Source organism: Streptomyces mesophilus (assembly GCF_011044995.1).
GTDB classification, from domain to species: Bacteria; Actinomycetota; Actinomycetes; order Streptomycetales; family Streptomycetaceae; genus Streptomyces; species Streptomyces mesophilus.
This window is the reverse complement of record NZ_JAAKZW010000236.1, coordinates 1-12,234: the sequence shown is the minus strand read 5'-3', so window position 1 is coordinate 12,234 and position 12,234 is coordinate 1. Positions and strand designations below refer to the sequence as shown.

The 12,234-nt window shown below is 69.3% G+C and carries 12 protein-coding genes; 4 read left to right on the top strand and 8 right to left on the bottom strand.

Going from position 1 to position 12,234, the window contains the following annotated elements; all coding sequences use genetic code 11:
• Positions 1-101: 101 nt before the first annotated feature.
• On the bottom strand, positions 102-1,052 hold the full coding sequence (locus G6045_RS34125; protein ID WP_165336073.1) for a LysR substrate-binding domain-containing protein: 951 nt from the start codon (positions 1,050-1,052) through the stop codon (positions 102-104).
• Between the two features lie 195 nt (positions 1,053-1,247).
• Between G6045_RS34125 and G6045_RS34120 the strand changes: the two genes are divergently transcribed.
• Positions 1,248-1,802: a peroxiredoxin gene (locus G6045_RS34120; RefSeq protein ID WP_165336072.1), complete on the top strand. Its 555-nt coding sequence runs from the start codon at positions 1,248-1,250 to the stop codon at positions 1,800-1,802.
• 6 nt (positions 1,803-1,808) lie between these two features.
• Positions 1,809-2,354 (top strand): alkyl hydroperoxide reductase, encoded by a 546-nt coding sequence (locus G6045_RS34115; RefSeq protein WP_165336071.1) that lies wholly within the window; start codon positions 1,809-1,811, stop codon positions 2,352-2,354.
• 69 nt (positions 2,355-2,423) lie between these two features.
• Here G6045_RS34115 and G6045_RS34110 read toward each other — a convergent pair whose 3' ends face one another.
• The 5 genes from G6045_RS34110 to G6045_RS34090 all read right to left on the bottom strand — a co-directional run bounded on the left by G6045_RS34110 (position 2,424) and on the right by G6045_RS34090 (position 8,183).
• Complete coding sequence (locus G6045_RS34110) at positions 2,424-3,143, bottom strand: hypothetical protein (RefSeq protein ID WP_165336070.1); 720 nt, start codon at positions 3,141-3,143, stop codon at positions 2,424-2,426.
• On the bottom strand, positions 3,140-4,483 hold the full coding sequence (locus G6045_RS34105; RefSeq protein ID WP_165336069.1) for an AI-2E family transporter: 1,344 nt from the start codon (positions 4,481-4,483) through the stop codon (positions 3,140-3,142). Before G6045_RS34105 ends, G6045_RS34110 begins: the two co-directional genes overlap by 4 nt.
• Positions 4,484-4,620: 137 nt before the next feature.
• A complete protein-coding gene (locus tag G6045_RS34100) occupies positions 4,621-5,325 on the bottom strand; it encodes an aggregation-promoting factor C-terminal-like domain-containing protein (protein WP_165336068.1) in 705 nt (234 codons plus the stop codon).
• A gap of 432 nt (positions 5,326-5,757) precedes the next feature.
• Positions 5,758-7,080, bottom strand: a complete 1,323-nt coding sequence (locus tag G6045_RS34095; protein ID WP_165336067.1) for a PhoH family protein — start codon at positions 7,078-7,080, stop codon at positions 5,758-5,760.
• 317 nt (positions 7,081-7,397) lie between these two features.
• On the bottom strand, positions 7,398-8,183 hold the full coding sequence (locus tag G6045_RS34090) for an isoprenyl transferase (protein ID WP_165336066.1): 786 nt from the start codon (positions 8,181-8,183) through the stop codon (positions 7,398-7,400).
• Positions 8,184-8,296: 113 nt separating this feature from the next.
• Here G6045_RS34090 and mgrA point away from each other — a divergent pair, with 113 nt between their 5' ends.
• Positions 8,297-9,334: an L-glyceraldehyde 3-phosphate reductase gene (gene mgrA, locus G6045_RS34085; RefSeq protein ID WP_165336065.1), complete on the top strand. Its 1,038-nt coding sequence runs from the start codon at positions 8,297-8,299 to the stop codon at positions 9,332-9,334.
• Positions 9,335-9,452: 118 nt separating this feature from the next.
• On the opposite strand, the gene G6045_RS34080 is transcribed toward mgrA, so the two are convergent.
• Positions 9,453-10,181: a prepilin peptidase gene (locus G6045_RS34080; RefSeq protein WP_165336064.1), complete on the bottom strand. Its 729-nt coding sequence runs from the start codon at positions 10,179-10,181 to the stop codon at positions 9,453-9,455.
• A 74-nt stretch (positions 10,182-10,255) separates the two neighbouring features.
• Positions 10,256-10,714, bottom strand: a complete 459-nt coding sequence (locus tag G6045_RS34075; RefSeq protein ID WP_165336063.1) for a hypothetical protein — start codon at positions 10,712-10,714, stop codon at positions 10,256-10,258.
• 363 nt (positions 10,715-11,077) lie between these two features.
• Between G6045_RS34075 and G6045_RS34070 the strand changes: the two genes are divergently transcribed.
• Positions 11,078-12,220 carry a winged helix DNA-binding domain-containing protein gene (locus tag G6045_RS34070; protein ID WP_165336062.1) on the top strand — a complete coding sequence of 381 codons (1,143 nt, stop codon included), beginning with the start codon at positions 11,078-11,080 and terminating at the stop codon, positions 12,218-12,220.
• The last annotated feature ends 14 nt before the right edge of the window (positions 12,221-12,234 follow it).

Sequence of the window (12,234 nt, the reverse complement as noted above, 5' to 3'; positions counted from 1 at the left end):
CTCCCCTACCCGCCCCTTCCCGAAACCGGGGCTCCGCCCCGGACCCCGCATCCGAACTTCGTTCGGATCTCCTCAAACGCCGGAGGGGCTGAAAGATCTGCTCAATCGCCGCAGGGGCTGACGGTGGGCCTGACCGGCAACCCCCGTACCGCCTCCCGCAGTTGCTCCGCCAGCTGCGCGTACTCCTCCGACCGGGCCGAGCCCGCCCGGGCCACCAAGGCGATGCGGCGCGATGGTGCCGGGCTTGCGAAGGTGCCCGTGACCAGTTGGGACGAGCGGGAGGTTTCCACGTCCAGGGCCGTGCGCGGCAGCAGGGTCGCGCCGATCCCGCCCGCGACCAGCTGGACCAGGGTCGACAGGCTCGCGGCCGTCGTCGTGACGGGGGCGTCGGCGCGGCCCGCCTCACGGCACACCTCGAGCGCCTGGTCGCGCAGACAGTGGCCTTCACCGAGGAGCAGCAGGTCGAGCTCGCGCAGCACCGCGCGCGGGATGCCCTCGCGGCCGCCCAGTTCATGGCCGAGCGGCGCCACGAGCACGAAGTCCTCGTCGAAGAGCGGGAGTTCCACCAGGCCCGGGACACCGAGCGGCACGGCGAGCAGCAGGAGATCGAGGCGCCCCGCCGCCAGACCCTCGACGAGCGAGGACGTCTGCTCCTCGTGGATCTGCAGGTCGAGGGTCGGATAACGCTCGCCTACGAGACGCAGCACCGTCGGCAGCAGATACGGCGCCACCGTCGGGATCACGCCCAGCCTGAGCGCCCCTGTGAAGGGCCCGCGCACCGCCTCGGCCTCCTCGACCAGGGCGTCCATCGCCTCGAGCACCGCCCGCGCCCGCCCCGCGAGCCGCTCCCCCGCCTCGGTGAGGAGCACCTTGCGCGTGGTGCGCTCGACAAGGCGTACTCCCAGTACGTCCTCGAGGGCCGACACCGCACCCGAAAGCGCGGGTTGGCTCATCCCGATCGCCGCCGCGGCATCCCGGAAGTGCAGCTGCTCGGCGACCGCGACGAACGCGCGCAGCTGCGCCGGGCTGGGCTGCCGGGGCCGTCTTCTCACCACCGCGTCCACCTCACTGACAACCGGACCACTGATAACAGGACCACTGATAACAGGACCACTGATAACCGGACTCGATCAACCATACCGAGTCTAGCTATTTCCGTGATCAGTACGCACGGTGGCAAGATCGATCCGTCCACCCCCCCAGGAAAGCCAATAAAACGGACTTTCCGCACTGCAAGGAGAGCGCGCATGCTTACCGTCGGTGACAAGTTCCCCACGTTCGAACTGACCGCCTGCGTCTCACTGGAGAAGGGCAAGGAGTTCGCGCAGATCGACCACAAGACCTACGAGGGCAAGTGGAAGATCGTCTTTGCGTGGCCGAAGGACTTCACCTTCGTGTGTCCGACCGAGATCGCCGCCTTCGGCAAGCTGAACGAGGAGTTCGCCGACCGCGACGCGCAGGTCCTCGGCTTCTCCGGTGACTCCGAGTTCGTGCACCACGCCTGGCGCAAGGACCACCCGGACCTGACCGACCTGCCGTTCCCGATGATGGCCGACTCGAAGCACGAGCTCATGCGCGACCTCGGCATCGAGGGCGAGGACGGCTTCGCCAAGCGCGCCGTCTTCATCGTCGACCAGAACAACGAGATCCAGTTCTCCATGGTGACCGCCGGCTCCGTCGGCCGTAACCCCAAGGAGGTCCTGCGGGTCCTCGACGCGCTCCAGACCGACGAGCTGTGCCCGTGCAACTGGAACAAGGGCGAGGACACCCTCGACGCCGGCTCCCTGCTCGCGGGCGAGTGATCACCGATGGCTCTCGATGACCTCAAGTCCGCCGTCCCGGACTACGCCAAGGACCTCAAGCTGAACCTCGGTTCGGTGATCGGCAACTCCGAGCTGCCCGAGCAGCAGCTCTGGGGCACGGTCCTCGCCTGCGCCATCGCCTCCCGCTCGCCGCGCGTGCTGCGTGAGCTGGAGCCCGAGGCGCGCGAGCACCTCTCCCCCGAGGCGTACGGCGCCGCCAAGTCCGCTGCCGCGATCATGGCGATGAACAACGTCTTCTACCGCACGCGCCATCTGCTCTCCGACCCGGAGTACGGCACGATGCGCGCCGGTCTGCGGATGAACGTCATCGGCAACCCGGGCGTGGAGAAGGTCGACTTCGAGCTGTGGTCGCTCGCCGTCTCCGCGATCAACGGCTGCGGCCAGTGCCTGGACTCGCACGAGCAGGTCCTGCGCAAGGCCGGCGTGGACCGCGAGACCGTGCAGGAGGCCGTGAAGATCGCGGCCGTCGTGCAGGCCGTGGGCGCGACGCTGGACGCGGAGGCCGTGCTGGCCGAGGCGGTCGCCGTCTAGTCGGACGTACCTCGCGTACGACAACGTCCAGGGCCCGCCGACCGGTTCAGGTCGGCGGGCCCTGCGCGTTCACTTCTTCAGATCCTGCATCAGGACCTTCATGTCCTCGATCATCAGCTCCCGCACTCCGCTGAAGTCGGGGTCGGGCGGCTCCACGTACTCGTCGCCCTCCTCCATCTCCCAGTCGTCGTACGACGGGGAGAGGCTCATCTCCAGGACCGCCGGGCCGTCGAGGACTTCGAGGGTCGGCGCGCCGAAGCTGTTCCCCGGGATGTAGAAGGCCCGTTCGCCTAGGCCGGTGACCTCTTTGATCTCTGCGGAGTCGGACTCGTCGTACCAGTCCTTCTGCGTGGCGAGGGTCTTGAACTCCGGCTCGGGATCGACCTTCTTGTGCAGGGCGAGGCGCAGACTCACCACGTACCGGGCCGCACCCTGCCCTTCGTCGCCCAACTGCACCGCGCACCACGCGCGGTCGAGGGCGGGATCCTTGCGCACCGCGCGATGCTCGGGCGTGCGCTTGCCGTACTTGACGGTCAGCGAGGCCAGGGTGGCCGTGGTGCACAGATCGTCGGGCAGCCGGTAGCCCCTGAGATCGGTCTCGGCGCCGGCCCGCACCGCGTACAGCGAACCGGCCCACACCGCCGAAGCCACCAGCGCCCCGCCGAGCGCCCAGAGCCAGGGCCGGCGCGGCCCGGGCTCCCTTCGTACGGGATCGGGCGGGGCCACCACGTCCACGGCGTACGGGGGTATCTCGCCGTCCTCGCCGACCAGTTCGGGTTCGGATATCACGGGCTGTCCTCGGCGGTCCGTGCCGCCGGCTCCTGGGTCGCCGCCGCGGCCTGCTGCAACGCGTTCTCCTGCGCATGCGTGCGCAGATATCCCACCACGGTGTTCGTCACCGCGACCAGGGGTACGGCGACGACCGCCCCGCCGATCCCGGCCACCAAGCCGCCGGCCGCGACCGAGAGCACCACGGCGAGCGGATGCACCCGCACCGCGCGGCCCAGGATGAACGGCTGCAGCACATGGCCCTCGATCTGCTGGACGGCGAGGACGACGAGCAGGGCCATCAGGGCGGTGAAGACGCCCTGGGTCACGAGCGCGACCACGACCGCGAGGGCGCCCGAGACGACCGCGCCGACGAGCGGGATGAACGCGAACAGGAAGATGAACACGGCGAGCGGCACGGCCATCGGGACATCGAGGAAGTAGATGCCGATACCGATGAAGATGGCGTCGATCAGAGCCACTATCACCGTCCCGCGCACATACGCGGTCAGCGTCCGCCAGGCACGCGGCCCCGCGCCCGCGACGCCCGGACGGGCCGCGGCCGGGACGAGCTTGAGGGTCCAGCGCCAGATCCGCTTGCCGTCGTAGAGCAGGAAGAGCGTGGAGAACATCGCGAGCAGGATGCCGGTGAGGATCTCCACCATCACCGTGACGCCGGCCAGGCCCGCGGAGGTGATCTCCTCGGTGTTGGTGCCCACCGCGTCGCGGAGGCTCTTCGAGATGTCCTTGATCTCGTCCCCGGTGACATGGAACGGGCTGTCCAGGAGCCACTTCTGGAGTTCGTCGATACCGCGCTGCACCTGGTTGGAGAGGTCGTCGAGGTTCTCCATGACCTGCCAGACCACGAACCAGCCGACCAGGCCCATGATGACGAAGCCCGCGATGAAGGTGACGGCGGTGGCGAGGCCCCGGGGCAGCCCAAGGCGCATGAGGCGGGCGACGGTCGGCTGCAGCAGAGCGGTGATGAGCAGGGCCGCGACGAACGCGAACACCACCAGCTGCACGGAGGAGATGACCCGCATCAGGACCCACAGCGTGCCCGCGAGCACCAGGAAGCGCCAGCCGGCCTCGGCGGCGACGCGGACGCTCCAGGGCACGGCCGCGACCGGGTCGGGCCTGGGCGCTATGGCCGGCGCGTAGGCGGGGGGCGCGGGGACGGTTCCGTTGCCGTTGTCGGCGGAAACCTCGTCGCCGTCCGCCGACTTGGACACCTTCACGGCGACCGGCTCGGGTGCGGAGTCCTCGGCGTCCTCCGCACGGGCCCGCCGCTCCTCCAGGCGCTCACCCGCCCGGGCGACGCCGGTACCGAGCCGGCTCAGCCAGCCTGGCAGTCTCGACATGATCTTCCTTCTTCCCCCCACTGATCCCCCCGGTTCCCGAACGGCTCGAACTTACACGCGCGAAGCCCCCCACCGAAGGACGGTGAGGGGCTCCGTGAAGTTGAGCGCCGGAAGCGGTATCTCTCCGCCGGACCGGATCAGTACCAGTTGTTCGCCTGCCAGAAGTTCCAGGCTCCGCACGGGCTGCCGTAGCGGGAGTCCATGTAGTTCAGGCCCCACTTGATCTGGGTGGCGGGGTTGGTCTGCCAGTCGGCGCCGGCCGAGACCATCTTCGAACCCGGCAGCGCCTGCATCAGGCCGTACGCGCCGGAGGACGGGTTGGTGGCCTTGTAGTTCCAGCTGGACTCGTGGTCCACGATGTTGCTGAAGCACTGGAACTGGTCGGCGGGGACCATCTGCCGCGCCATCGCCTGAACTTCGGCGACGGAGTACGAGGACTGCTGGGCGAAGTCACCCGCGTCGCGGGTGGCCGAGCGGCTCGCGGCGAGCTTGGCCTCGCGCTCCTTGGCCTTCTTCTCGGCCTCGGCCTTCTCGGCGGCTTCCTTCTTCGCGACGGCGTCGGCGGCAGCCTGCTTGCGGGCCTCTTCCTCCGCGGACTTCTGCGCCACGACGTCGGCGGCAGCAGCCTGCGCGTCGGCCTGCTGGGTCAGCGAGGCAGTCTGCACCTCGACCTGCTGGCCTGCGGGTATGTCTGCGAGGAGAGTCCCTCCGTCGGCAGCGGTCGCCTCGAAGTCGTTCGAGGTCTCCTGGGTGCTGCCCGAGGCAACGCCCACAACTGCGCCGACAGTGGTGACCGCGGTGGCCGAGGCCACTGCGAATCCCCGGACCGAAATCCGGCTCACACGGTTTCCTTCCAGCATCGCCCGAGGGGTGACCTTTCGGGCGCAATCTTGCCCCTCGCGCTGGCTTCCGGCTGATACGTGGTCACTGGAAGCACGGACCCGGTGGGGCAACTCCTGTGCGGGAGGAGCCTCTTGTGTCGCGGGTGGCATACGGCGATCGCTATGTAGTTGAGGTCCAACTGGTCCTGTGCCGCTGGGGGTACAGGAGTGCCGTATGCGGGGCCTGACAGGAGCAAGACTCTGCCGGAACCGGACGCCGCGAGGCAATTCCGCGTTGCGTGGGAAAGCTCACACCCCGTTTACCCCACCAGTTTTCCGGAACCCCGGACGCGCAAGGGCGCCGCGCGAGTAAGCTCTTCGGCTTACCTGCGCGGCGCCCAAGTACCGCTTAGTACCGCAGACTTCCCAGTCCTCTCAGACGGCCCAGACCGCTCAGGCGTGACCGTCTTCGAGCATTTCGGTCACCAGCGCCGCGATCTGCGAACGCTCCGAGCGCGTCAGCGTGACATGCGCGAACAGCGGATGCCCCTTCAGCTTCTCGACCACGGCCACGACCCCGTCGTAGCGCCCGACCCTGAGGTTGTCGCGCTGGGCGACGTCATGCGTCAGGACGACACGGGAATTCGCTCCGATACGGGACAGAACGGTCAACAGAACGTTCCGTTCCAGGGATTGGGCCTCGTCCACGATCACGAACGCGTCATGGAGCGAGCGTCCGCGGATGTGGGTGAGCGGGAGCACTTCGAGCATCCCGCGCGCCGAGATCTCCTCGATGACCTCCTTGCCCGTCACCGCCCCGAGGGTGTCGAACACGGCCTGCGCCCACGGGCCCATCTTCTCGGCCTCGGTGCCGGGCAGATAGCCGAGCTCCTGCCCGCCGACCGCGTAGAGCGGACGGAAGACCATCACCTTCTGGTGCTGGCGCCGCTCCAGGACCGCCTCGAGTCCCGCGCACAGAGCGAGCGCGGACTTTCCGGTGCCGGCCCGGCCGCCCATCGACACGATGCCGATGTCCGGGTCCTGGAGGAGATCGAGCGCGATGCGCTGCTCGGCGCTGCGCCCCTTGATGCCGAAGACCTCACGGTCCCCTCGCACCAGCCGGACGTTGCCGTCCGCCGTGACGCGGCCGAGTGCCTTCCCTCGCTCGGAGTTGAGCACCAGGCCCGTGTGCACGGGCATGTCGGCCGCTTCCGGTACGTACAGCCGCTGCTCCTCGTAGAGGAGATCGATCTGTTCGCCGGAGAGGTCGAGTTCGGACATTCCGGTCCAGCCGGACTCCGTGATGGCGAGCTCGGCGCGGTACTCCTCGGCGAGCAGGCCCACGGAGGAGGCCTTGATACGGAGCGGAAGGTCCTTGGAGACGACGGTGACGTCGTACCCCTCGGCCTGGAGGTTGCGGGCGACCGCGAGGATCCGCGAGTCGTTGTCGCCGAGACGGTAGCCGGCCGGGAGCACGCCGGGGTCCGAGTGGTTGAGCTCGACGCGCAGAGTGCCGCCCAAGTCCCCGAGCGGGATGGGGGCGTCGAGCCGGCCGTGGAGGATGCGGTAGTCGTCGAGCCGGCGCAAGGCCTGCCGGGCGAAGTAACCGAGCTCCGGGTGATGCCTTTTCGCCTCGAGTTCCGTGACGACGACGATCGGGAGAACGACCTCGTGTTCGTCGAAACGGTTCAGGGCGCCCGGGTCGGCCAGCAGGACGCTGGTGTCGAGAACATAGGTGCGCCTGTCGGGCATGCGGCGCTTAGTGCTGGTCACCACGGAAGGACGTACCCCCTCAGCAGAGGTCGGGGAGCGACGACGTCGCGGGTTTTCCTGGACCGGCCGGCCTGCATGGGCCGAAAACCGGCCCCCCACGTCGCCGTACGGTGCGTACGGTCCACCTGGTGCAAAGGGCCTCCCGGGTGAGCGGGCTCTGTGCCGCTCACTGAGATACGGCATCCGTTTGTCGGACGCCGACCTGCAAGGGATATTCCCTCGAACACGCGAAGCCATGCAACGGCATATGACGACGCGTCCGTGAACGGTCGGTGACGTGTGTCACGGGGGTCGCACAGGGCGCCCTGCCGGAGCGTGGCTCAGGCCCCGAACCGCCGGTGCCGCGCGGCGTAGTCCCGGAGCGCGCGCAGGAAGTCGACCTTGCGGAAGGCCGGCCAGAAAACCTCACAGAAGTAGTACTCCGACAGGGCCGACTGCCACAGCATGAATCCGGACAGACGCTGCTCGCCCGAGGTCCGGATGATCAGGTCGGGGTCGGGCTGGGCGCTCGTGTAGAGGTGCTTGCCGATGGTCTCGACATCGACGGCCTCCGCGGCCTGCTCCAGGGAGACTCCCCGGTCGGCGGCGTCGAGCAGCATCGAGCGGACCGCGTCGGCGATCTCCTGGCGGCCGCCGTAGCCGATCGCGACATTGACCAGTATTCCCTGGTTGGCGGCGCTGGCCTCTTCCGCTTCCTTCAGTACGTTCTGCAAACCGTCCGGAAGGACGTGGGTGGCGCCGACGTGGTGGACGCGCCAGCGGCCGTCGCGCGCGAGGGAGCGGACCGTGTCCTCGATGATGCCGAGGAGCGGGACCAGCTCCTCCTGGGGGCGGTCGAAGTTGTCCGTCGAGAGCAGCCACAGCGTGACGACCTCGACATCCGTCTCGGAGCACCAGCCGAGGAACTCCGCGATCTTGTCCGCGCCCGCCTGATGTCCCTGGGCGGTGGTGGAGCCGGCGGCCTTGGCCCAGCGTCGGTTGCCGTCCATGATGACGCCGATGTGCTTGGGCACCTGGTCGTGGTCCAGGTGGCCCTCCACGCGGCTCGCGTACAGCCTGACCAGCAGGCCGCGCAGCCCGTCGCGCAGGCTTGTAAAACCAGCCACGTTCGTTTCAGCCCCTCACGTGCAGACGGCGGTCCCCGAGGGCGAAAGCCTACCGCTGGAAAACGGAGGCACCGCCGCCGGGTATGTCACAGGTCTGACGTAGCTTCGTCACCATGAACGACTCCGCCAACTACGCCGCATCGTCCGACCGGTACGACTCCATGGAGTACCGCCGTACGGGTCGCAGCGGTCTGAAGCTGCCCGCGATTTCGCTCGGTCTGTGGCACAACTTCGGTGACGACCGCGGCCTCGACAATCAGCGCGCGATCCTGCGCCGCGCCTTCGACCTGGGCGTCACCCACTTCGATCTCGCGAACAACTACGGACCGCCGCCCGGCAGCGCCGAGTTGAACTTCGGCAAACTCCTGAAGCAGGACTTCGCGCCGTACCGGGACGAGCTGGTCATCTCCAGCAAGGCCGGCTATCTGATGCACCCCGGTCCGTACGGGGAGTGGGGCAGCCGCAAGTACCTGCTGTCGTCCCTGGACAACTCGCTGCGGCGGATGGGTCTCGACTACGTCGACATCTTCTACTCGCACCGCTTCGACCCGGACACCCCGCTCGAGGAGACGATGGGCGCGCTCGCGTCCGCCGTGCAGCAGGGCAAGGCGCTGTATGTGGGCGTCTCCTCCTATACGAGTGAGCAGACGCGGGAAGCGGTCCGCATCCTCAAGGAGATGGGGGTGCGTCCCCTCATCCACCAGCCCTCGTACTCGATGATCAACCGCTGGACCGAGGACGACGGGCTGCTCGATGTGCTCGACGAGGCGGGCATGGGCTGCATCTCGTTCGTGCCGCTCGCGCAGGGGCTGCTCACGGGCAAGTACCTGAAGGGGATCCCGGAGGGTTCGCGCGCGACGCAGGGCAAGTCGCTCGACCCGGACCTGCTGAGCGACGAGGTCGTACGCCGGCTCAACGGCCTGAACGACATCGCGGCCCGGCGGGGCCAGTCCCTCGCCCAGCTCGCCCTCACCTGGGTGCTGCGTGACGAGCGGATGACCTCGGCGCTGATCGGCGCGTCCAGCGTGAAGCAGCTGGAGGAGAACGTGGCGGCGCTGTCCGGAGCGAAGCTCACGGAGGCGGAGCTGGCGGCGATCGACGAGTTCGCGGTGTCGACGCCGGGGACGAACATTTGGGCCGGGCGGCGCTAGGCGCGGGACCCCACAAAGAAAAAACGGGCCGGTCCATGGGGGGGAGATGGACCGGCCCGAGGGGGGGTTTCCACCATAACCCTTCGTAAGGGGTGCTGTGTGCATCGGCGTGGCGTAATTACCCTCCGAAGCCGCCGAGCAACACTCCGGTGGCCGCTCCGGCCAGCATGCAGGGCCCCAGCGGCATGGCGCTCTTGCGGCCCGCTCGGCCAAGCAGGACAAGGGCTGCGGCGTATCCACCGGCGTACATGATGCCCGCGAGGAAGCCCAGGAAAAGGATCTCCCAGCCGTACCACCCAAGGGTTACCCCGAGGACGATCGCCAACTTGACGTCTCCGAAGCCCATGCCGCTCGGGTGGGCCAGGAAGAGGGCGAAGTAGCCGCCGCCCAGGGCGAGTCCGCCGAGCAACGCCCCAGCCCAGCGGCCTTCCGCGGACGCGAAGAGCGCGGCGAGACCGAGGCCCGCGGCGGCCGCCCCCGCGAGCGGCAGCGTGAGGATGTCGGGGAGACGGTGAACGTTTCGGTCGACGGTCGCGAGCACCACCCCGAACGGGGTGAGCAGCAGCCACACCGCCAGCTCAGGGCGCGCCCCGGTCGACGCGGCGAGCGCCGCGCACAGGGCCGCGGTGAGCAGGACGAGGGCCGCGCTGCTTGGCCCGTACCGTCCGGTCTCGCAGCGCGTCGTGCCGAGCCAGCCGCCCCACGGGCCGGTGAGGGCGTGACCGGACGGGCAGACGGCGCGCCAGGGCTGGCCGGCCGGGACGGAGAGCCGGTAGGCGACGCGGCCGGTGAGCGTTCCGGCGAGTGCGCCGTACAGCGCCGCGAGGGCGATCAGAAGGGCAGGCACGGGCCGAGGCTAAGGGGCGCGGGGTGCGCACGTCATGGGTCCGTGGGCCCAACCACCGTCCGGCGTACGGAGGTTCAGTCCAGCGCCAGGTCGAGCAGGATGCCCGCGACGCAGCCGAGGCCCACACCCAGGCTGGTGAGCAGGATGGCCTCGGAGGTCAGGTCCGCCCAGAGCCAGGCGAGATGGAGCGCATGGGCGGCGAGCGGGACGGTGAGCGCGGCCAGCAGATGCTGTACGGGCGATTCGCGGAACGGGGCGCGGTGCAGGCGGCCCGCGACGAGCGCGGTGAAGCCCGCGCAGACGGCGGCGGGCAGCGGGAGCGCGAGGAGGTCGCCCCACGCGGTCCACTCGGCGCCGGCCGGGGTGACGCCGTCACCGAAGGGGCCGTAGCGGTTCTGGTCGGTCAACGGGTCGTGCAGCAGGGCGAGTTGGGGGTAGGCGGCGAGGGCCAGGGCGAGCAGGCCGGCGGTCCAGGAGCGCAGTTGCGCGGTGCCTGCGGCGAGGGGGCCTACGCGTATCGCCTGTCCGGTCATGGCGGCAAGTTACGGGCCGGGCGGGCCCAGTGCCATGAGTCCGGGGGCCCAACATCATCCGAGCGGAAACAGGGCCGGGAGCAAGAAGGGACGGCACCGCGTGGCCCCCTCCACCGCGCGGTACCGTCCACCGCGCAATTTGCCCGCGCGAATTCTCGTTGGTCTGAACTTACGTGACGCCTACATCCCGATGACCCGATTTCGGATAACAATGCGGATTCGAGAGTGATCATTCCGTACGTTATGCCCGAGTTCAGGGCCTTCTGGTGTGGGCGTTGTGGTCTGAATCACGCCGGCGGTGAAGGTCCCGGCGCGATCTCCGAACTCCCGGCGCCACCGCGGAGGGCGGCCGATAATCCGTCCATGACTCGACGCGTCTCCTGGGCTGCGGCCCAGGCCCGGAGATTTGCCCGGCAGTCCCTCACCACCCCTGCCCAGGGTGATCCGTCCGAGCAGCTCGCCCGGCTCTCGGGCGCCATGTGCGGTACGCACGCGCAGGTCGCCTCCGCGGCGGAGCTGTCCCTCGCGCTGCGCCATGCCGACGCGACCCGCCAGGACGTACGCGATGCGCTTCTGAAGACGTCGACGCTGGTCAAGACGTACGGCCCGCGGGGCACGGTGCATCTGCTGCCGAGCGCCGAACTCCCGCTGTGGACCGGTGCGTTGTCGGCGCTGCCGACCGGTGCGCAGCACGCGGAGGGCGTACGGCTCGACGCGCGGCAGACCGATGAGGTCATCGCGGCCATCGCCGACGCGCTGACCGGGCGCTTTCTGACCGTCGACGAGATGACGGAGGAGATCGTGGCGCGTACGGGACCGTGGGCGGGTGAGCTGACCATGCCGGCGTTCCAGACGATGTGGCCGCGCTGGCGGACCGTGCTGCACACGGCGGGGCACCGTGGGGCGCTCTGTTTCGGGCCGAACCGGGGGCGCAAGGTCACGTACACGCGCCCGGTGGCCGGGGATCCGCTGCCGGCCTCGGCGGCGCTTGTGGCTCTCGTGCGGCGGTATCTGCACGCGTACGGGCCCGCGACGCCCGAGTCCTTCGCCAAGTGGCTGGCGATGCCGGTCGGTTGGGCGCGGAAGGTGTTTCACGGGTGTGAAGTGGAGGAGGTCGACTTCGAGGGCTCGGCGGCGTGGGTCGCGGCCGGGGACACGGACTTCTCCGACGACCCGGTGCGCGGGGTGCGGCTGCTCCCGTACTTCGACTCGTTCGGCATCGACGCCTATCCCCGGGAGCGGTTCTTTCCGGGGCGGGCCTTCGAGCGGGCCCTTGCGCGGGGGCAGGCCGGGAACTATCCGCTGCTTGTGGTGGACGCCGAGGTGGCGGGCGTCTGGCACCAGAAGCGCTCGGGCAAACGTCTCGCTGTGACGGTGGAGCCCCTGGACGAGCTCCGCACCGACCACCTGCGCGCCCTCGAGACCCAGGTCGCCCGCGTGGGCACGGCCCTGGAGGGCGAGGCTTCGCTCACGGTGGGCGAGGTGACGGTGGGGGCGCACGCGTAGGGGTTCGGTTGGGG